The 20,834-nt window shown below is 71.0% G+C and carries 17 protein-coding genes; 10 read left to right on the top strand and 7 right to left on the bottom strand.

All coding sequences use genetic code 11. From position 1 onward, the window contains the following. Positions 1 to 36: 36 nt before the first annotated feature. Entirely contained in the window at positions 37 to 1,809 is a 1,773-nt protein-coding gene (aspS, locus tag ACTWOL_RS19675) for an aspartate--tRNA ligase (RefSeq protein WP_474298055.1), read from the bottom strand. A 202-nt stretch (positions 1,810 to 2,011) separates the two neighbouring features. Between aspS and ACTWOL_RS19670 the strand changes: the two genes are divergently transcribed. Continuing rightward, a complete protein-coding gene (locus ACTWOL_RS19670) occupies positions 2,012 to 4,213 on the top strand; it encodes an ATP-binding SpoIIE family protein phosphatase (RefSeq protein WP_474298053.1) in 2,202 nt (733 codons plus the stop codon). Here ACTWOL_RS19670 and ACTWOL_RS19665 read toward each other — a convergent pair. The 3 genes from ACTWOL_RS19665 to ACTWOL_RS19655 all read right to left on the bottom strand — a co-directional run bounded on the left by ACTWOL_RS19665 (position 4,135) and on the right by ACTWOL_RS19655 (position 7,073). Next, positions 4,135 to 5,253: an AI-2E family transporter gene (locus ACTWOL_RS19665; protein WP_474298052.1), complete on the bottom strand. Its 1,119-nt coding sequence runs from the start codon at positions 5,251 to 5,253 to the stop codon at positions 4,135 to 4,137. The genes ACTWOL_RS19670 and ACTWOL_RS19665 overlap by 79 nt on opposite strands. A 177-nt stretch (positions 5,254 to 5,430) precedes the next feature. Then, entirely contained in the window at positions 5,431 to 6,387 is a 957-nt protein-coding gene (locus tag ACTWOL_RS19660) for a pirin family protein (RefSeq protein WP_474298051.1), read from the bottom strand. A 182-nt stretch (positions 6,388 to 6,569) separates the two neighbouring features. Continuing rightward, positions 6,570 to 7,073: an SseB family protein gene (locus ACTWOL_RS19655; protein WP_474298050.1), complete on the bottom strand. Its 504-nt coding sequence runs from the start codon at positions 7,071 to 7,073 to the stop codon at positions 6,570 to 6,572. Between the two features lie 191 nt (positions 7,074 to 7,264). Between ACTWOL_RS19655 and ACTWOL_RS19650 the strand changes: the two genes are divergently transcribed. Beyond that, positions 7,265 to 7,639 carry a hypothetical protein gene (locus ACTWOL_RS19650; RefSeq protein ID WP_474298049.1) on the top strand — a complete coding sequence of 125 codons (375 nt, stop codon included), beginning with the start codon at positions 7,265 to 7,267 and terminating at the stop codon, positions 7,637 to 7,639. A gap of 65 nt (positions 7,640 to 7,704) precedes the next feature. On the opposite strand, the gene ACTWOL_RS19645 is transcribed toward ACTWOL_RS19650, so the two are convergent. After that, positions 7,705 to 9,192, bottom strand: coding sequence for a DUF2079 domain-containing protein (locus tag ACTWOL_RS19645; protein ID WP_474298048.1), 1,488 nt, complete (start codon positions 9,190 to 9,192; stop codon positions 7,705 to 7,707). A gap of 94 nt (positions 9,193 to 9,286) precedes the next feature. Between ACTWOL_RS19645 and ACTWOL_RS19640 the strand changes: the two genes are divergently transcribed. From ACTWOL_RS19640 to ACTWOL_RS19610, 7 genes are all read left to right on the top strand, one after another. Then, entirely contained in the window at positions 9,287 to 9,988 is a 702-nt protein-coding gene (locus ACTWOL_RS19640; protein WP_474298047.1) for a response regulator transcription factor, read from the top strand. Continuing rightward, positions 9,981 to 11,555 (top strand): sensor histidine kinase, encoded by a 1,575-nt coding sequence (locus ACTWOL_RS19635; RefSeq protein WP_474298046.1) that lies wholly within the window; start codon positions 9,981 to 9,983, stop codon positions 11,553 to 11,555. Before ACTWOL_RS19640 ends, ACTWOL_RS19635 begins: the two co-directional genes overlap by 8 nt. Positions 11,556 to 11,999: 444 nt before the next feature. Further along, entirely contained in the window at positions 12,000 to 13,826 is a 1,827-nt protein-coding gene (locus ACTWOL_RS19630) for an acyl-CoA dehydrogenase (protein WP_474301204.1), read from the top strand. 102 nt (positions 13,827 to 13,928) lie between these two features. Further along, entirely contained in the window at positions 13,929 to 14,555 is a 627-nt protein-coding gene (locus ACTWOL_RS19625) for a Uma2 family endonuclease (RefSeq protein WP_474298045.1), read from the top strand. Positions 14,556 to 14,577: 22 nt separating this feature from the next. Next, the gene (locus ACTWOL_RS19620; protein WP_474298044.1) at positions 14,578 to 15,879 is read left to right on the top strand and encodes a M18 family aminopeptidase; all 1,302 of its coding nucleotides are present in this window, start codon (positions 14,578 to 14,580) and stop codon (positions 15,877 to 15,879) included. Between the two features lie 131 nt (positions 15,880 to 16,010). Then, positions 16,011 to 16,241, top strand: a complete 231-nt coding sequence (locus tag ACTWOL_RS19615; protein WP_474298043.1) for a DUF6458 family protein — start codon at positions 16,011 to 16,013, stop codon at positions 16,239 to 16,241. Between the two features lie 193 nt (positions 16,242 to 16,434). Continuing rightward, positions 16,435 to 16,794, top strand: a complete 360-nt coding sequence (locus tag ACTWOL_RS19610) for a hypothetical protein (protein WP_474298042.1) — start codon at positions 16,435 to 16,437, stop codon at positions 16,792 to 16,794. 52 nt (positions 16,795 to 16,846) lie between these two features. Here the strand turns inward: ACTWOL_RS19610 and ACTWOL_RS19605 are convergent, their stop codons facing one another. Next, positions 16,847 to 18,679, bottom strand: coding sequence for an NHL domain-containing thioredoxin family protein (locus ACTWOL_RS19605; RefSeq protein WP_474298041.1), 1,833 nt, complete (start codon positions 18,677 to 18,679; stop codon positions 16,847 to 16,849). A gap of 190 nt (positions 18,680 to 18,869) precedes the next feature. Between ACTWOL_RS19605 and ACTWOL_RS19600 the strand changes: the two genes are divergently transcribed. Beyond that, positions 18,870 to 19,754 (top strand): CAP domain-containing protein, encoded by an 885-nt coding sequence (locus ACTWOL_RS19600; protein ID WP_474298040.1) that lies wholly within the window; start codon positions 18,870 to 18,872, stop codon positions 19,752 to 19,754. Between the two features lie 157 nt (positions 19,755 to 19,911). On the opposite strand, the gene ACTWOL_RS19595 is transcribed toward ACTWOL_RS19600, so the two are convergent. Further along, on the bottom strand, positions 19,912 to 20,799 hold the full coding sequence (locus ACTWOL_RS19595; protein ID WP_474298039.1) for a carbon-nitrogen family hydrolase: 888 nt from the start codon (positions 20,797 to 20,799) through the stop codon (positions 19,912 to 19,914). Positions 20,800 to 20,834 lie beyond the last annotated feature (35 nt).

Genomic DNA, 20,834 nt, shown 5'->3' with positions numbered 1-20,834 from the left:
GCGGCGCCTGCGACTACGTGGCGGACTTCTGCTCCGTTACTCCGCGGACTTCGCCGGCGCCTTGCGCAGCGCGATGTTCAGCTCGCGCAGACGCGCCTCCTCGACCTCGGCGGGCGCGCCCATCAGCAGGTCCTGCGCGTTCTGGTTGAGCGGGAAGGCGATCGTCTCGCGGATGTTCGGCTCGTCGGCCAGCAGCATCACGATGCGGTCGACGCCGGGCGCGATACCGCCGTGCGGCGGGGCGCCGTACTGGAAGGCGCGGAGCATTCCGGAGAACTCCCGCTCCACGGTCTCCCGGTCGTAGCCCGCGATCTCGAAGGCCTTGAACATGATGTCGGGCTCGTGGTTCCGGATCGCGCCGGAGGACAGCTCGACGCCGTTGCAGACGATGTCGTACTGCCAGCCGAGGATGTCCAGCGGGTCCTTGGTCTCCAGGGCCTCGAGACCGCCCTGCGGCATGGAGAACGGGTTGTGCGAGAAGTCGATCTTGTTGGTGTCCGGGTCCTTCTCGAACATCGGGAAGTCGACGATCCAGCAGAAGCGGAAGACGTTCTCCTCGAAGTGGCCCGAGCGGCGCGCGGCCTCGACCCGCACCGCGCCCATGATCTTGGAGACCTCGTCGAACTTGCCCGCGCCGAAGAACACCGCGTGACCCGGCTGCAGGCCGAGGCGCTCGGTGAGGACCTTGACGTTCTCCTCGGTGAGGAACTTGGCGATCGGGCCGGACAGCGCGCCCTCGTCGCCGACGCGCACCCAGGCCAGGCCCTTGGCACCCTGCTCGACGGCGTACTCACCGAGCTGGTCGAAGAACTTCCGCGGCTGGTCCTGCACGGCCGGCACCGGCAGCGCGCGGACGTGCTTGCCCGCGAAGGCCTTGAACTCGGAGCCCTCGAAGACGTCCGTGATGTCGACGAGCTCGAGCTGGGCACGCAGATCGGGCTTGTCGTTGCCGTACTTCAGCATCGCCTCGCGGAACGGGATCCGCGGGAACGGCGAGGTGACGTGGCGGCCGCCGCCGAACTCCTCGAAGAGCTCGGTCATCAGCTGCTCGATCGGCTGGAAGACGTCCTCCTGCTCGACGAAGCTCATCTCGACGTCGAGCTGGTAGAACTCGCCGGGCGAGCGGTCGGCGCGGGCGTCCTCGTCACGGAAGCAGGGCGCGATCTGGAAGTAGCGGTCGAAGCCCGCGATCATCAGCAGCTGCTTGAACTGCTGCGGGGCCTGCGGCAGCGCGTAGAACTTGCCCGGGTTCAGCCGGGAGGGCACCAGGAAGTCACGGGCGCCCTCGGGGGAGGTCGCGGTGAGGATCGGGGTGGCCATCTCGTTGAAGCCGAGGGCGGTCATCTTGTGCCGGATGGCGGAGATGACGGCGGTGCGCAGCATGATGTTGCGGTGCATCCGCTCGCGGCGCAGGTCGAGGAAGCGGTACTCCAGACGCCGCTCCTCGTTGACGCCGTCGTCCGTGTTGATCGTGAAGGGCACCTGGGCGGAGGAGCCGAGCACCTCGACGCCGGTGACCTCGATCTCGACCTCGCCGGTCGGCAGGTCCGGGTTGACGTTCTCGGCGCCACGGGCGGAGACCTTGCCGTCGACGCGGACGACGGACTCCTTGGTGAGGTGGCTCAGGGCCTCGTTGGCGGCGGTGCCGGGACGGGCGACGAGCTGCGTGATGCCGTAGTGGTCGCGGAGATCGATGAAGAGGATGCCGCCCAGGTCTCGGCGATTGTGCAGCCAGCCGCTCAGCCGGACGTCGGTGCCGACGTCAGAGGCGCGGAGCTCGCCGCAGGTGTGGGACCTGTACCGATGCATCGTCGTTCATCCAGTCTTCGTCGCAATGGGGATGTGGGCAGACCCACCCAGGTTACCGTCCGGCCCGCGGTCGCTTTTCCGGATTACGCGCGGGACCGGACGGGACCGTGATCGCACGGTTCTCGGCCCGCGCCGCCACCCCCGGTGTCCCGCCCGTCCGGCTCGCAGGCCACTCCACCCATAACGCGAATACAGTAGGAAAATGCGCTCAGAGGACGTCCTGGCCGCGGTCGCGACGGGCGTATGGCGCTGGGACAACGCATCCGGGACCGTCACCCTCGATGCCGAGGCCGCCCGGCTGCTCGGTCTGCCCGCCGGTGCCGGCACCGTCTCCGTGGCCACGGTGCGCGCACGCTTCCACCCGATGGACTGGGAGGAGACCTACGGCATCGTGACGGTCGCCGTCGCCGAGGACACCCTCGCCGAGATCCAGATGCGCATCGTGAACGAGGAGGGCGGCGTGCTGCGGACCGTACGCAGCCGCTGCAAGCCCGTCCTCGAAAGCGGGGACTACCTGCTCACGGGCACGATCCAGGAGGTCGCCGGATCCCCCGCGGACACCGGCGCGGCACGTGGCCCGGCCGCCGGCGGCTGGCGCCGCTCACGCGAGGCGTTCCTGCTCGACGCGGGCCGCGCGCTCGCGGAGGCCCGGTCCACGAGGGAGGTCCTGCGGGTCGCAGCCTCCCTGTCCATGCCCGGCTTCTCGCCGGACGGGCTGGTCGTCTTCGGCGCCGAGGGCGACCGGCTGACCGTCGTCGGCCACCACGGCTACGACCCGTCCACCCAGGCGATCTTCACCGAGATACCGCTGGACAGCGCCTTCCCCGCCGCCGAGGTCATCCGCAGCGGCCGGGCCGTCTACATCCCGACCCCCGCGGACTACCGGCGCCGCTACCCGCTCGTCTGGCCGCTCGTCGAGCGCTTCGGCCGCACGTCCTGGGCGTTCCTGCCGCTCGTGGTGGCGGGGCGCACCGTCGGGGTCTGGCTGGCGTCCTTCTCGGACCCGGTGGCCTTCACATCGGACGCGCGGTCGGTGCTCACCACGGTCGCCCGGATGCTGGCACAGGCGCTGTCCCGGGCCGGTGTCACGGAGAGCGAGGAGGATCCCGCGCGGCAGCCGCGCGCGCTGTCGCCCGAACTGGTCTCCGGGATCCCGGGGATGGCGGTGGCGGCGCGGTATGTGCCGACCGGCGGCGGACCCCAGGTCGGCGGCGACTGGTACGACCTGATCCCGCTGCCCGGCGGCGGTTCGCACGCCGCGGCCGGTGACGGCGGCAAGATCGCCCTGGTCATCGGCGATGTGCAGGGCCATGACGTCCGGGCGGCGGTACTGATGGGGCAGCTGCGGATCGCGCTGCGCGCCTACGCCTGCGAGGGACACCGTCCCGACGCCGTCCTCGCCCGTGCCTCGCGCTTCCTCGCGGGACTGCACGACTACGGCGAGAGCGAGGCGTACGACGACGGCGACCTGGTCGGCCACGCCGGGGCGTACAGCGGGCCGCGGTTCGCGACCTGCCTCTACATCGAGTGCGATCCGTCGACCGGCACCCTCGAGATCGCCCGCGCCGGACATCCCGACCCGGCGATACGCATGGCCGACGGCACGGTCATCCTGAAGCCCACGCAGGGCGGGCTGCCGCTCGGCATCGACCCCGACTCGGACTATCCGACCACCCGTATCACCCTGGAGCCGGGCGAGACGATCATGGTCTGTACGAACGGTCTCCTGGCGACCGGCGGGCACGACCTCGACTCGGGCTGGGAGCGGATCCGCTCCGTACTGGAGGAGCCCCTCAGCGGCGGTCACGCCCTGGAGAAGCTCGCCGACGCGCTGGTGCAGGCCGTGCACGGGCCCGAGTCGCACTACACCAGGGGCCCGCTGGCCGACCGCCGCGAGGACGACATCGCGGTGCTGCTGCTGTCCCGGCACGGCAAGCCGCTGCGCCGGGGCTACCGCCGCGCGGTCCTCACCGTCGCCCAGACCGATCCCGAGCGGATCGGGGGCGCACGCCGGCAGCTGCGCGACCTGCTGCACGACTGGACGGACGAGGACCAGGTCGACTCGGCGGTGCTGATGGTCTCCGAGCTGGTCACCAATGTGCTCGTACACACCGACTGCGATGCGCTCCTGGTGGCGGAGGCGACGGGGGAGCGCGGAGGCCGGCGGCTGCGGGTGGAGGTCTCCGACGCCAGCGACGAGCTGCCGCACAAGCGGTGGCCCGGTGAACTGGCCTCCTCCGGACGGGGCCTGGTGCTGATGGAGATCCTCGCGGACATCTGGGGCGTGGAGCCGCGGGGCGAGGGCAAGTCGATCTGGTTCGAGCTCTATGAGCCGGGTCCGCCGGACGGGCCGCCCGGAGTGGCCGTGCCCGGACCCTCGGTGGGCTCGCCGACGGGCGCGTAGCGGCCCCGCAGCTCGCCGAACACCCCGAACGCGGCGGCGGTCAGCGGCACGGCCAGCAGCATCCCGAGGATCCCGGCGAGACCCGCGCCCGCCGTGATCGCCAGCATCACCACCGCCGGGTGCATCTGGACCGTGCGGCTCTGGATCACCGGCTGGAGGATGTGGCCCTCCAGGACCTGGACGGCGAGGACCACGCCGAGCGCCCACAGCGCGATCACGAAACCCCGGTCCGCGAGCGCCACGAGAACGGCGACCGTGCCGGAGATGAACGCCCCCAGATAGGGGATGTACGCGAAGACGAAGACGAGCGCGCCGAGCCCGACGGCCCCGGGCACCCGCAGGATCAGCAGACCGATGGTGATGCAGATGGCGTCGATCAGCGCGATGAGCGTCGTTCCGCGCATGAAGCCCTCGACCGCCTCGAAGGCCCTGCGGCCCATCGCCTCCACGGTGTCGCCGTTGCCACGCGGTGCGAAGGAGCGCAGGGTGGCGACCGCGCGGTCGGAGTCACGGAGGAAGAAGAAGATCAGCAGCAGGGCGAGCACGGCGATCGCGATCATCTCGCCGACGACGCTCAGCCCGGAGATCACGCCGGTGGCCGCGGTCCCGCCGAACTTGGTCATCAGGTCCTTGGAGTTGCTCGCCAGATCGTCCAGGGACGTACCCGCGGCGCCGAAGTGCCTGGCGAGGTCCCGGGCGGCCTGCCGCAGCGAGGCCACGATCTGGTCCCCGGACTCGATGAGCGCGCTCACCACGATGTAGATCGCCCCGCCGACCACGACGAGGACGGCGGCACAGGTGAGTCCCGCGGCGAGCGCGCGCCGGACCTTCATGCCGACCAGCCGCCGGTAGAGCGGACCGAGCAGGGCGGTGCCCAGCAGGGCGAGGAGTACGGGGACGACGGCCGTCTTGAAGGCGGTGATCAGCTTGATGCCGACGGCGACGACCCCGGCCACCAGGAGCACGACCACGCACCAGGCGGCAAGGCGCTTCACGGGCTCGGGGAGAAGACGGTGCAGGGGCGGGGTCGGCTGCTGCATTGGCCCACCCGATCACAGGTGGAGCACCCCGGTGAGGACGTCACCCGCCTGCCGCTTTCGTGTCGCCGGGCGACGGCGCGTTCACCTCGGCCCCCTGGCCGGGGGAGACCCCAGCGGCGACGAGCCGGGCGGGCCGCCCGGCTCGTCGCCGACACCTCGTCACATCCGCCGTGTCCGTTACATCCCGTGCACGGCCGGTATGGTGCCGAGCCGTCCCTTCTGGAAGTCGTCGAAGGCCTGCTGCAGCTCTTCGCGGGTGTTCATGACGAACGGGCCGTAGTGGGCCATGGGCTCACGTATCGGCTGCCCGCCGAGGAGGACGACCTCCAGGTCCGGGGTGTGCGCGTCCTGCTTCTCGTCGGCGCGGACCGTCAGAGCGGAGCCCTCGCCGAAGACGGCGGTCTGGCCCAGGTGGATCGGACGCCGCTCGGCACCGACCGATCCCTTGCCCGCCAGCACGTACGCCAGACCGTTGAAGTCCTCACGCCAGGGCAGGGTGACCTCCGCGCCCGGTGCCAGCGTCGCGTGGACCATCGTGATCGGGGTGTGCGTGATGCCGGGGCCCTGGTGGCCGTCCAGCTCACCGGCGATGACGCGCAGCAGCGCGCCGCCGTCGGGCGATGTCAGCAGCTGGACGCTCCCGCCGCGGATGTCCTGGTAGCGGGGGTCCATCATCTTGTCCTTGGCCGGCAGGTTCACCCACAGCTGCAGACCGTGGAACAGACCGCCCGACACCACGAGGTGCTCCGGCGGTGCCTCGATGTGCAGGAGGCCCGAGCCCGCCGTCATCCACTGGGTGTCGCCGTTGGTGATCGTGCCGCCGCCGCCGTTGGAGTCCTGGTGGTCGAAGATCCCGTCGATGATGTACGTGACGGTCTCGAAGCCCCGGTGCGGGTGCCAGGGGGTTCCCTTCGGCTCCCCGGGCCGGTACTCCACCTCGCCCATCTGGTCCATCATGATGAACGGGTCGAGGTGCCGGTAGTTGATCCCGGCGAACGCACGCCGTACCGGGAAGCCCTCTCCCTCGAAGCCGCTGGGCGCCGTGGTCACGGCGCGCACGGGACGCTGCACGGCGTCCGCGGGCGCGGCGACGCGCGGCAGGGTCAGCGGGTTCTCAACAGTCACTGCAGGCATGGCGCGACCTCCTTGTGCGACGAGTTTAGTTGAATTCTTAACTTCTCGCCACCAGGAACGCGGAACGCCCGGGAGTAATTCCCGGGCGTTCGCCGCGCGTCCGTCCGCTCCGCCGTCCGCGTACCGCTGTGTACCGCTGTCGCGTTCCGCTGTCTGCGTCCGGTTTGTCCCGCGTCGTACGTTCAGCCGTACATACGGCGCATCGCGAAGTCGACCATCTGCTCCACGGCCTTGGCGTCGAAGACCATCCGGTGGTCACCCTCCATGTCCAGGACGAAGCCGTATCCGGTGGGCAGCAGATCGATCACCTCCGCCCCCGTGATCACGAAGTACTTGGACTCCTTGCCCGCGTACCGCCGCAGCTCCTTGAGCGAGGTGAACATCGGGATCACCGGCTGCTGCGTGTTGTGCAGGGCCAGAAAGCCGGGGTTGTCGCCCCGCGGGCAGTACACCTTCGACGTCGCGAAGATCTGCTGGAAGTCCTCCGCGGACAGCGATCCCGTCGTGAACGCCCGCACGGCGTCGGCGAGCGACGGCGGCGACGGCTCGGGATACAGCGGCTGCTGACCGTACCCGGGAGCCTGCCCGCCGTAGCCGGCACCCGGCATGCCGGCGCCGTGCATGGGCTGCTGCGGCGGGGCGCCGTAGTGGTGCTGGGCACCGGGGGTCTGCTCGTAGCCGTACATGGGCGCAAGCCTACCGAGCCGCCGCCACGACCGGGCCGGGCCGCCGCTTCCGGCCGGATTCACCGCTCCCCGCCCTGATGACCGCAGGTCCGGGCCGACGGGACGGCCGGACGGGCCTGAGTAGCCGGCACGGGCGATCTGAGTACGAGCACCGGTCCGAACGCACCGGGGTCCGGTGTTGGCTCGACCCCATGAACACGACCCCGCCCGTATCCCAGCCGCAGCAGCCCGACGCCCCGGCCCCCGCCCCGGCCAGGGTCGGTGTCGGCAGCGTCCGTTTCTGGTCCGTCGTATCGGCCGTGCTGCTGGTGCCCGCCCTGCTCATCGCGGGAGTCGTGGCCCTGTCCACCGAGCGGGGCGGGAGGTGCTTGACGTACGGCGAGAACTGCTCGTCGCTGACGGGCGGCACCGTCCTGTGGACGCTCTTCGCGGCGGCCGCGGCATGGGTGGTGACCATGGCAATCCCCGCCCGTGTACGGAACGCCGACCTGCTGCGCCGCTACGGCTTCACGCTCCAGCTCCTGCTCGAAGTCATCGCGGTGGCCGAGGTGCTGAGCTTCGCCTGACGGCCCCGGCGCACCGGCGCACACCGCCGGACCCACCGCAGGGCTTCTCCGGCACCGCGGCCCCCTCACTCCGGCTCACCGCGTTCCCAGACGACGATCCCGTCCCTCTCGTACACCTGTCGCCACCCGGTCTCCTCCGCCTGCCGCAGCACCTCGACGACCACCCCCGGGGGCCAGAAGTCCTGGGTGTCGGCGACGATCCATTCGAGGTCGCGGTGCCGCTCGAGCACACCGTCCGCCACCAGCTGGACCGGGGTGCGGTCCGTGAGGTGCGGCGCCAGGCTGTTGCTCGCCGCGACACGGGCGTCGTCCGGGATGAGGGTGAGCGCCTCCCGTGACGCGATCTGACGGGGGCCGTCCTCCCAGAAGCCGGGGATGACCACCTGGTTGAAGGGCTGGGCGTGGGTGGGCAGCAGCACCAGGGCGATCATCAACGGGAGGGAGCGCGGCAGCCGCACTCCCCTGCGCAGCACGTCGATCAGCGCGGCGAAGGCGATCGGCATCAGCACGGCCGAGTAGTGGAACCCCACGCCCCAGTAGGCCGGGTTGGGCGAGGTGAGGCGCCAGGCGAGGGTGGGGAGCAGCAGCAGGGCCAGCGGGCTGCGGACCACCAGACCGGCCGTGACGGCGAGCAGCAGCAGCAATGTGTACGACTTGTAGGACCAGCCGTCGAGCGGGCCGTACGCCGACTGCTGGCTCAGATAGCCGTAGCGGCCGTCCGGAGACATCGCCGGGACCAGTACGCCCACGATCAGCGCGGTGGCCGCCAGGGCGCCCGCGAAGAGCGCCAGACCGAGGCGGCGCCGATGGCGCACCAGCAGCAGTCCGAAGACGGCGACCGTGATCCCCAGGTCCTCCTTGACCAGCAGCAGCCCGGCGGCCCACCAGGCGGCGGCCGTCCATCTGCGGTCGAGATAGGCGCCGCAGGCCAGGGCGAGCAGCGGCACACCGAAGGCGACCTCGTGGAAGTCGAACCCGATGAGGTCCTGCAACCCCCAGGACAGCCCGTAGGCGAGACCGATGGACACGGCCGACTTCCGGTTCCGCAGATGGCGCCCGGCGGCCCGGGTGATCACGTAGGACGACCCCGCGACGAGGGCCGCCTGTGCCACCAGCAGGATCTCGACGTGCGGGACGAGCCGGTACAGCGGGGCGAGCACCGCCAGGACGGGATGGAAGTGGTCGCCGAGCAGCGGGTAGGCGTCGCCCGTGAAGTCCACACCGGCGGTGGCCGTGCGCAGCTCCGACGCCGGCTCGCGGAGATCGGCGTAGGAGCGCACGGCCTGTCCGAAGATGCCCAGGTCGTAGGCGGTCGTGCCGAACATCGCGTGCACGCGCAGCGCGTAGATCGTGTACAGGACGAACAGTCCGCCGGAGACGAGCAGGGCGAGGTTGCGGGAGCCGGGGTCCAGCCGGTCGCGCACACCGAGCCCTCGGAAGGCGTCCAGCACACGCTGGGCCGCACCGGGCTGCCGCGGAGCGCCGTCGATGCCGGCGATGTCGGCGGCATCGGCGACGTCGACGGTCTCGGCGGGCGGAGTGATGAGCTGCATACGGGCGCACCCTGGGCCACCACCGCTGAAGGCCGCCTGAAGGAGGCTGAGGATTTCTTCAGGCCGCCCGCGAAGGCCCGGTCATACTCGGTGCGTGCGACTGCTGGTGATAGAGGACGAAGAACGGCTCGCCGCCTCCCTGCGACGCGGCCTTTCGGCGGTGGGCTACGCCGTGGACGTGGCCCACGACGGCATCACCGGCCTGCACCTGGCCCGTGAGCACCCCTACAACGCGATCCTGCTGGACATCATGCTGCCGGGCCTCAACGGATACCAGGTGTGCTCCCGGCTGCGGGCCGAGGGCATCGACGTCCCGGTGCTGATGCTGACCGCGAAGAACGGCGAGTACGACGAGGCCGAGGGCCTGGACACGGGCGCCGACGACTATCTGGCCAAGCCCTTCTCGTACGTCGTCCTGGAGGCGCGGCTGCGTGCGCTGCTGCGACGCGGCGGGCCCCGTGCCCGTACGGTCCTCGAGTGCGGGGACCTGTGGCTGGACCCGGCACGGCGTGCCTGCGGGCGCGGGGAGTCGGCGATCACGCTCACACCGAAGGAGTTCGGGGTGCTGCTGAGCCTGATGCAGCGCAGGGACGAGGTGGTGCCCAAGCAGGACCTGCTGGACGAGGTGTGGTCCGCGGACTTCACCGGCGATCCCAACATCGTGCAGGTCTACGTCAGTGCCCTGCGCCGCAAGATCGACGCCCCCTTCGGCCGGGACACCATCGAGACCGTCCGGGGTGGTGGCTACCGGATATCGGGGATGTCGCCGGGCGGGCGGGGGGCCGCTCATGGGTGAGCGCGGGCCTTTCGTGGACGGGCTGCTGGCACCACCGCCGCCGGCGCGGGCGGCATGGGGCGCGGGCGGGGCCGCGGCGCTCGTCGTCATGGCCGGCGTCGGCTGGCTGAAGTACGCGGACGGTCGCGTGGGGGCGCTGGCGCCGTTCGGCCCGGAGCTCTTCCAGACCGACCGCGTGGGCCCCCAGGTGGCTCTGCTGGTCTGGCCGGGATTCCTGCTGGGGGCGCTGTTCGTCACGGTCATGTGCTGGGCGGCCGGCTACGGGCAGCCCACCGCCCCGCGGGTACGCGCGGCGCTGGCCGCGGGCGGGGCCTCCGGACTGCTGTTCTTCACCGACGTCCAGTGGCTCGCGGACTACAACACCGACCTCCCGTACGCGACGGCGGACACCGGGCTCCGCTGGGCGCTGGTGATCATCGCACCCACGGCCGGACTGATCACCGGCATGGCCGCCCGGACCGCGATGGGGCAGGGGGCGGGGCGCGGACGCCAGGTGATGGCCGCGGCCGCGGCCACCGCCGGTGTGCTCCTGGTGGTCGTGTACCTGCTGCGGGAGGTCCAGGACCAGTGGGGCCGGATCGACATCGTCTACTGGATCACCCTGACCACGGGGGTACCGATCGCGGGGCTGCTCACCGGGGTTCTGGTGCACTTCACCGCACGCCGGTCGCTGCGTCCGGTCGAGGCCATCCGGCGGGAGATGGAGGACATCACCAGCCAGTCCCTCGACCGACGGGTGCCCGTGCCCGCCGGCACCGATGTGATCGCCCTCCTGGCCCGGACCACCAACGGGACGCTGGACCGCCTGGAACAGGCGTCCGCGCGGCAGCAGCAGTTCGTCGCCGACGCCGCCCACGAGCTCCGCAGCCCGCTGGCCGGGCTGCGCGCGCAGCTGGAGTCGGCGCTGCGCCACCCCGGTTCGGTGGAATGGCCCTCGGTGGTCGAGAACGCGGCGGCCGACGTCGTACGCCTCCAGGCGCTGGCGGACGATCTGCTGCTGCTGGCCCGGATGGACGGGACCCGGCACCGGCCCCGCGAGCCCGAGACGGTCGACCTGTCCGCCATCGCGGAGGACCTCGTACGCGAGCACCAGCACCTTCCGGTGGCGCGGAATCTCGAGCTGAGCTGTGAGACGGACGGCCCCGCACCGGTCACCGGCGACGCCTCACAGCTCGAGCGGCTGCTGCGCAATCTGATCGGCAACGCCTGCCGGCACGCCTCGCGCACCGTCGTGGTGCGCAACCGGGCCGATGTCTACGCGGGCACCGTCGTCGTGGAGGTCGTGGACGACGGCCCCGGCATCCCGCCGGCCGACCGGGAACGGGTCTTCGAACGCTTCACCCGCCTCGACGAGGCGAGGGCCCGCACCTCCGGCGGCGCCGGTCTGGGCCTGCCCATCGCGCGCGAGATCGCCGCACGCCACGGCGGGACGCTGGCGGTGGCGCAGAGCGACCAGGGGGCGCGTCTCGAAGGGCGCTTCCCCCTGGGCCGGTTCCCGGAGGGTCGCGTCCCACCGCGACGTGACCGGAAGCGAGGCGTCCCGCAGCGGGCCGGGGACGACGCGTAGGTCCTGTCCTGGCGGCGTCGCAGAGGTCCCGGGACCTGAACTCCCGCCGGTCTCGGGGACCTTGGCCACGGACCCAGGCGACAGCGGCGGGGGACGGGAGCCAGCCCTCGACGGCCGGACCATCGAACGGTCCCGAGACGGCCCGAGAGGGCTCTGAGACGGCCCTGAAAGGCGAAAGAGCTGCGACAATAGAACAAACTGCGCATTGCTCGCATACGGGCGCCCCCCAGGTCCACGAGACCGGCGCACACCGAACCTTTCCGGGCGAACGCCGCGAGGGCACCCGCGAGTCCCGCCCCACGACCCGGCGTGCGGGACGCATCACAGATGTCCGGTAGGGGTTGCTTCTTATTACCGACGGGTAGCATCATCGGGACCACCAACTCGTAGATGTGTGTACTGACGTACGAGGACCCCCTCCCGATCCCTTACGGAGCCGTCGCCATGGGGCACTACAAGTCGAATCTCCGCGACATCGAGTTCAACCTCTTCGAGGTGCTCGGTCGCGACAAGCTGTACGGCACCGGCCCGTTCGCGGAGATGGACGTCGAGACCGCCAAGAGCATCCTCGACGAGATCGCCCGCCTCGCGGAGAACGACCTCGCCGAGTCCTTCACCGACGCCGACCGCAACCCGCCGGTCTTCGACCCCGAGACCAACACCGCTCCGGTCCCCGCGAGCTTCAAGAAGAGCTACAAGGCCTTCATGGACTCCGAGTACTGGCGGCTCGGCCTGCCCGAGGAGATCGGCGGCACCACCGCCCCGCGCTCCCTCGTCTGGTCCTACGCCGAGCTGCTGCTGGGCTCGAACCCCGCGATATGGATGTACTCCTCGGGTCCGGCCTTCGCCGGCATCCTCTTCGAGGAGGGCAACGAGGCGCAGAAGAAGGTCGCCCAGATCGCCGTCGAGAAGCAGTGGGGCTCCACCATGGTCCTCACCGAGCCGGACGCCGGCTCGGACGTCGGCGCCGGCCGCACCAAGGCGGTCCAGCAGGAGGACGGCTCCTGGCACATCGAGGGCGTGAAGCGCTTCATCACCTCCGGTGAGCACGACATGGAGGAGAACATCCTCCACTACGTCCTCGCCCGCCCCGAGGGCCACGGCGCCGGCACCAAGGGCCTGTCCCTCTTCCTCGTGCCGAAGTTCCACTTCGACTGGGAGACCGGCGAGCTGGGCGAGCGCAACGGCGTCTACGCCACGAACGTCGAGCACAAGATGGGCCTCAAGGCCTCCAACACCTGCGAGATGACGTTCGGCGACCAGCACCCCGCCAAGGGCTGGCTGATCGGCGACAAGCACGACGGCATCCGCCAGATGTTCATGATCATCGAGTTCGCCCGCATGATGGTCGGCACGAAGGCGATCTCCACCCTGTCGACGGGCTACCTGAACGCGCTGGAGTACGCCAAGGAGCGCGTCCAGGGCTCCGACCTGTCCCAGTTCATGGACAAGACCGCGCCCAAGGTCACCATCACCCACCACCCCGACGTGCGCCGCTCGCTGATGACGCAGAAGGCGTACGCGGAGGGCATGCGCTCCCTCGTCCTCTACACCGCCTCGGTGCAGGACGAGATCGCGATCCAGGAGGCCGCGGGCGAGGACGCCACGTCCCTGCACGGCCTGAACGACCTGCTGCTGCCGATCGTGAAGGGCTACGGCTCCGAGAAGGCGTACGAACAGCTGGCCCAGTCGCTGCAGATCTTCGGCGGCTCCGGCTACCTGCAGGAGTACCCGATCGAGCAGTACATCCGGGACGCCAAGATCGACACCCTCTACGAGGGCACCACGGCGATCCAGGGCCAGGACTTCTTCTTCCGGAAGATCGTCCGCGACCAGGGCGCGTCCCTGAACCAGCTGGCCGAGGAGATCAAGAAGTTCCTCGCGGTCGGCACCGGCGGCGACGAGCTGGCCGGCGCCCGTGACGCGCTCGCCAAGGCCGCCGTCGACCTGGAGGCGATCGTCGGCCGGATGCTGACCGACCTCACCGCCACCGGCGAGGACGTCAAGAACATCTACAAGGTCGGCCTCAACACCACCCGCCTGCTGCTGGCCTGCGGCGACGTGGTCGTCGGCTACCTGCTGCTGCGCGGTGCGGCCGTCGCCGCCGAGAAGCTGGAGACCGCGTCCGCCAAGGACAAGGCCTTCTACCAGGGCAAGATCGCGGCCGCGAAGTTCTTCGCCGCCAACGTCCTGCCGGGCGTCACGACCGCGCGCGAGATCGCCGAGGGCGTCGACAACGAGCTGATGGAGCTGGACGAGGCCGCGTTCTAGGAAGCCTCTGCCCGTCAATCCGGTGCCGCCACTCGACTCGTTCGGGTGGCGGCACCGCTGTATCCGCTGGGTAGGCTGGCAGCACGGCCCAGAATCCCGTCCATGGGAGGAACCATGACCGCCGAAGCCCTGCCCGAGTCGCAGCACCGGCACCCGAAGGGCTCCAAGTGGCCGGTGCCGCCCCCGGACGGCTACACCGTGGACGACTTCTTCGCGCTCGACGACCTCCCGCCGCACACCGAGCTGATCGACGGGAGCCTGGTCTTCGTGAATCCGCAGCGCAATTTCCACACGGTGGCCATGTACCTGCTGGAACAGGGGCTGCGGCAGAACGTCCCCGCGCACCTCGCCGTGCGGCGGGAGATGGCCGTGGTGCTGGGCAAGCGCAACGCCCCCGAGCCCGATCTCGTCGTGCTCAAGTCGGAAGCGGTGAAGAGCCTGCGTCAGACCCGGTTCGATGTCGCGGACGTCGTCCTGGCGGTCGAGGTCGTCTCCCCCGACTCCGAGGACCGGGACCGGGACACCAAGCCGCACAAGTACGCGGGCGCCGGCATCCCGCACTACTGGCGGGTCGAGATGGCCGATGAAGGCGACCAGTCGGTCGTCTATGTGTACGAGCTGGACACACTCACCAAGACCTACGTCCCGACGGGCATCCACCGCGACCGGCTCAAGCTGTCCGTGCCGTACGACATCGACATCGATCTGACCGAGATCGACCGGCTGTAGGCAGCCCACTTAGGCTGGCTCCATGACCAGCAGCGCGCCCATCGGCTTCGACCGCGGCCACACCGACGACCTGATGTCCTTCCTCGCGGCGTCCCCGACGCCGTACCACGCCGTCGCGAACGCCGCCGCACGGCTGGAGAAATCCGGCTTCCGGCAGGTCGAGGAGACCGACGCCTGGGACGGCACGCACGGCGGCAAGTACGTGCTGCGCGGCGGCGCGATCGTCGCCTGGTACGTGCCCGAGGGCGCGGCTCCGCACACGCCGTTCCGGATCGTCGGCGCCCACACCGACTCCCCCAACCTGCGGGTCAAGCCGCAGCCCGACATGGGCGCGCACGGCTGGAAGCAGGTCGCCGTCGAGATCTACGGCGGACCGCTGCTCAACTCCTGGCTGGACCGCGACCTCGGCCTCGCCGGCCGGCTCACGCTGCGCGACGGCAGCACCCGGCTGGTCGACGTCGACCGCCCGCTGCTGCGCGTGCCCCAGCTGGCCATCCACATGGACCGCTCGATCTACGAGAAGGGGCTGCAGCTCGACAAGCAGAAGCACATGCAGCCCATCTGGGGCCTGGGCGACTCCGTGAACGAGGGCGACCTCATCGCCTTCCTGGAGGAGGAGGCCGGGCTCTCCGCCGGGGACGTCACCGGCTGGGACCTGATGACGCACGTGCTGGAGGCACCGGCCTATCTCGGCCGCGACCGCGAGCTCCTCGCCGGGCCCCGGATGGACAACCTGCTCTCGGTGCACGCGGGTACGGCGGCGCTGGCCGCGGTGTCCGCGCGGGACGAACTGCCGTACATCCCGGTGCTCGCCGCCTTCGACCACGAGGAGAACGGCTCCCAGGCGGACACCGGCGCGGACGGTCCGCTGCTCGGATCGGTGCTGGAGCGCTCGGTGTTCGCACGCGGCGGCACCTACGAGGACCGGGCCCGCGCCTTCGCTGGGACGGTCTGCCTGTCGTCCGACACCGGACACGCCGTGCACCCCAACTACGCGGAGCGCCACGACCCGACGCACCACCCCCGCGCCGGCGGCGGCCCCATCCTCAAGGTCAACGTCAACCAGCGGTACGCGACCGACGGCAGCGGCCGGGCCGTGTTCGCGGCGGCGTGCGAGCGTGCAGGGGTGCCGTGGCAGACGTTCGTCTCCAACAACTCGATGCCCTGCGGCACGACGATCGGGCCGATCACCGCGGCGCGCCACGGGATCCGCACCGTCGACATCGGCGTCGCCATCCTGTCGATGCACAGCGCTCGTGAGCTGTGCGCCGCCGACGACCCGTATCTGCTGGCGAACGCGCTGACCGCCTTCCTCGGGAGCTGAAGGCCCGCTGCGTACCGCGGCCCCCGCGGCTCGCGGTACGCCGACGTCAATCGACCGCTTCCTGCGTAGATGGGGCGGGCCGGGGTACCCGAGCCACGTCCCACCCACGCTGCTTTCAGGAGGCGGAAATCATGGGCCTGGGAGGCTGCATCCTGCTCATCGGGGCGGGCGCGATCCTCACCTTCGCGACCGACTGGCAGACGGAGAGCGTGAATCTCGACCTGGTCGGTCTGATCATGATGGCGGTCGGCCTCATCGGGGTCGCCGTCTTCACCAGCATCGCGCGGCGGCGGCGGGCGATCGTCTCGCCGGCCGCACCCACGTACGTGGAGGAGACGCGTCGGCCGGGGGAGCCCCTGTAACGCACGCTCCGGCACCGGCCGCGGCACGACGTCGCGGCCGGTCCGGCGCACGCTCCGGACTACCGGTGCACCGTCCGGACTTCCGTCGCACGCTCCGGACTTCTTGTCTTCCCTGCGCGCCGCGGTGCGGCCGTGCCGTCGCCGCTAACATCCGGGAAACACCGCCCTTGCCACCGTGGTGACCATGGTTCTGATGGGGCAGACGGACCCGGTGCGCCACCGGGTTTCCGCGCGCGGCAAGGTGATCACCGCACTCACGGCGGGTGCGGCGCTGCTGGTGTCGCTCGCCACGCTGCTGGTGTGGCAGTACAACGACCGTCCGCCGTGGGGCGACGACGTCGCGTACGAAGGCGGATACATCGTGGGCAACCGCACCCGCCACGGCGACGTGTCGGGCAACCGCACGAGGGACCTGCTCAACGGCGGGTGCACCCGGCTGCAGGCGCAGGGCTGGGGTGGCCGCAGAGCCACCCACAACCCTGCGCTGTGGGTGGCCGGTTGCCTCGACGGTGCGTCGGGCCTGCCGTCGGCGCACCAGGGTCTGGTGCGCTGAGCCCGGCCGCCGGATCGGCCCGGGGCACGCCCGGCCCGGGGACGGTCGAGAGCTACTCGTCCATACCCGCGAGGACCAGCGGCAGCCGGGCGGCGCCGTCCGGCGTGACCCGCACCGGAACACCCCAGTCCTGCTGGTGCACATGGCAGGCCGGGTACTCTCCCCCAGAGCCTTCGGCCTGGGAGGTGCCCCCGTCGGGATCGTCGCACGAGGCGGCCATGGCCGACACATGGAGCACTCCCTCGGTCATCCCGGGGTTCAGCTCCAGCTCGCGGAAGAGGTCCGTCCCCGCGCCCTCGCCCGCGGTCAGCAGCTCCGGCGGTGTCGAGGAGACCAGCAGCCGGGTCGACGGACCGTAGCGGGTGTCCAGCTTCTGGCCGGCCGGGGCCTGGAACACCACGTCCAGCCGCAGAGTGCCCGGGGCCACATCGGTGGCGGCACGCCGGGTGCGATGGGCGACGGCCTCGACCCGTACGGCCTCTTCGGGCAGCCGCAGCCGGGTCAGCCGGTGCCGGGCCGACTCGACGACCACGATGTCCTCGCCCACCAGCGCGGCGGCGGACGGCTCACGCAGATCGGTGGCGAGCGTGGTCACCTCACCGGTCGCCGGGTCGTAGCGGCGCAGGGCGTGGTTGTACGTGTCCGACACGGCCACCGAGCCGTCCGGCAGTGCGGTCACCCCGAGCGGATGCTGGAGGAGGGCCTGCTCCGCGGCGCCGTCGCGGTGTCCGAAGTCGAACAGACCGGTGCCGACGGCGGTGTGCACGACCCCGTCACGGCCGATCCAGCGCAGCGCCGAGGTCTCCGAATCGGCGATCCACAGCCGGTCGTCGGTGGCGGCGAGCCCCGACGGCTGCGCGAACCACGCCTCGGCGGCGGGCCCGTCGACGAGTCCCTCGTTGGTCGTGCCCGCGGCCGCCTCGACCGTCCCGGTCTCCGGGTCGTACGTCCACAGCTGGTGGACACCGGCCATCGCGATCCACACCCTGCCCTGCCACCAGGCCACGTCCCACGGCGACGACAGATCCACCTCGAGCGCGGGGCCCGAGGTCGGCGAACCCTGCCACCACTGGTGCCCGGTTCCGGCGACCCGGCGGATCACGCCGGTCCCCGGGTCGTAGGTGCACAGCGCGTGGTTCACGGTGTCGGCGACGATCACCTCGCCGGACGGCAGGAGCGCGAGCCCCTGCGGCTCCCGGAAGTCCCCGTCGCCGATCCTGCGTACGACGGTCTCGCCGTCGGGCTCCAGCTCGACCAGCTGGTGCCGGGTCGAGTCGGAGACCAGGAAGTTCCCGGAGGGCAGCACGACGGCCTTGCCGGGGAAGCGGAGATCCGTCGCGACCGGCTCCGGCGGGACGTAAGGCCCGTCGCCGCGCCTCAGGGTGCCCTTCGCCTCGTGCTCGGCCTCCAGCTGCTCCACCAGCCGCTCGATGGCGTGAGCATGCCCCTCACCGGCGTGCTGGGCGACGACGTACCCCTCGGGGTCGATCACCACCAGGGTCGGCCAGGCCCGCACGGCGTACTGCTTCCAGGTCACGAGCTCGGGGTCGTCGAGGACGGGGTGGTGCACCTCGTAGCGCTCGACGGCGTCGACGACGGCCTGATGCTCGGCCTCGTGGACGAACTTCGGCGAGTGCACACCGATGATGACCACGGTGTCCCGGTGCTTCTCCTCGAGCTCCCGGAGCTCGTCCAGGACGTGCAGACAGTTGATGCAGCAAAATGTCCAGAAATCGACAATAACGCACTTACCGCGCAGGTCGGCGAGGGTGAGGTCCTTCCCGCCGGTGTTGAGCCAACCGCCCTTGCCGATCAGTTCGGGGGCACGGACACGGGCACGGCGGGGCGCGGGCGCGGGGGTGGGCGCCGGGGCGGCATCGTTCATCCTTCAAGCCTGCCATCCGCCCGCGAACGCCGGATCACTGCCTACGGCGCTGCCTCTCCAGGGGGACATGACCGCAGGCCGCGACGATTTCAGGCCGTACGGCAAAAACCGTTATCCCCGGGTGGCCCCGCCCCTCTCCTCTGTGCCGGACGGACCGGCCTTCCGACGAGAGCGGGCCCCGATGCAGCACATGAAGAAGCCGACCTGGTTTCCCGAGACCGCGGAGACCCAGCCGGTCCGGAGGCACGGGGGGCGTCGGCGTGCCGCGGGGAAGGGGCGGCACAGCCGCCGCCCGGGGCCGGGGTTCCGGGTGGACGTGCCGGCACGCATGGTCGTCGGTGTGGCCGCGGCGGCCGTGGTCGCGGGCGGGGTCTTCGCACTGAGTGGTTCGGGCGGCGACGACGGGGACGAGCGGGCCTCGGCGGCGGCGGTGCAGGAGAAGCCGGTGGACCCGGGCGTGGGCGTGGCCCGGGGCGGCCAGCTCTCGGGCTTCATACCCCCGGTGTCGCCCTCGCCCGTCCCGTCGTCGACGCCCCCGAAGGCCCCCGGGACGTCCACCGACTCCCGGACCTCTCCCGGTACTCCGCACGGCACGCAGTCCCCCAGTACCTCCCGCAACAAGAACCGCAACTCCCAGCCCTCCCCCGACCTGTCGAAGCACGAGGTGACCGGCAAGGCGACGGGCCAGGCGGCTCGACTCGCCGAAAAGATCACCGAGTTGGTGAACGTCGAGCGGGCGAAGGCCGGTTGCGCCCCCCTGCGGGTGGACACCCAGGTGCAGGCCGCGGCCCAGGCACACGCCGACGACATGGCCGCCCGCGACTACTACGAGCACGCGAGCCCGGAGGGCAAGCACGCCGACGGCCGGCTGCGCGACGCGGGCTATCCGGCCGGCAAGTGGGGCGAGAACATCCACCGCGGGCCGAACGACCCGGCGAAGGCGATGATCGACTGGATGAACAGCCCCAGCCACCGTGACAACATCCTGGACTGCGGATTCAAGGACTTCGGCGTCGGGGTGAACCTCAGCGCCAACGGGCCGTGGTGGGTACAGAACTTCGCCACCCGGTACTGACCGGGCCGGCGGGTACGGACCGGTCCAGCCCGCGCGGGCCCGTCATCGCGGCACCGTCATCACGGCACCATCATCACGGCACCGTCATCGTGGCGTCGTCATCGTGGCGTCGTCATCGTGGCGTCGTCCTCATCGTGGAGTCCTCGTCGCTGCACCGTCATCGTGGCGTCGGCAGGCCCAGGACACGGTCCTTGAGGGCCGGGAACTGCTCCCGAGTCGCGGCCACCTTCGCCGGGTCCAGTTCCACCGTGAGGACCTGCTCGTCCCAGCCCGCCTCCGCGAGGACCTCGCCCCAGGGGTCCACGACGATGCTGTGGCCGGCCTGCCGAACTCCCGCATGGGTGCCCGCGCAGCCGACGGCGAGGACGTAGGACTGGTTCTCCACGGCGCGGGCCTGCGCGAGGAGGGTCCAGTGGGCGCGGCGGCGTTCAGGCCAGCCGGCCGGGATCACGAGGACGTCGGCGCCCGCGTCGACAAGGCCCCTGAAGAGTTCCGGGAACCGCAGGTCGTAGCAGGTGGCGAGGCCGAGCGTGGCCCCGGGATACCCGGGCACACCGGGGACTTCGGGCACCCCGGGGAGGGGGACGGTCACGAGCTCGGTGCCCGCGGACATCATCACCGCCTCGCCCTGGTCGAAGCCGAAGCGGTGGATCTTCCGGTAGACGCGGGTGAGTTCACCGGCGGGGGAGAAGACCAGCGAGGTGTTGTAGAGGGGGCCTTGGCCCGCGTCGGGCCCCGCGTTGGGCCCTGCGTCCGGACCCGCTTGCGCGCCGCTGACGGGTGTCCCGCGCTCCACGATGGAGCCCGCGTGCAGCCAGACGCCCGCATCGGCAGCGGCTTTGGCCATTACCTCGTACGTGGGGCCGTCGAGCGGTTCCGCCTCCGCCGCGAAGAGGTCGTAGGCGAAGGCCCCGACCGGCCACAGTTCGGGCAGTACGACGAGATCCGCTCCGGACTGCTCGCGTACGAGCGAAGCGGCCCGCCGCCTTCGGGATTCGACGGGTTCGTCCGGGTCTACTGCGATCTGGATCAGCGAGGCGCGCACACTACCACCGTCCTGGCATTCGAGTCGTCAACACG

It is taken from the genome of Micromonospora sp. IBHARD003 (assembly GCF_056106285.1).
Note: the sequence above shows the minus strand (reverse complement) of the source record. Positions and strands in the feature narration are given on the sequence as shown.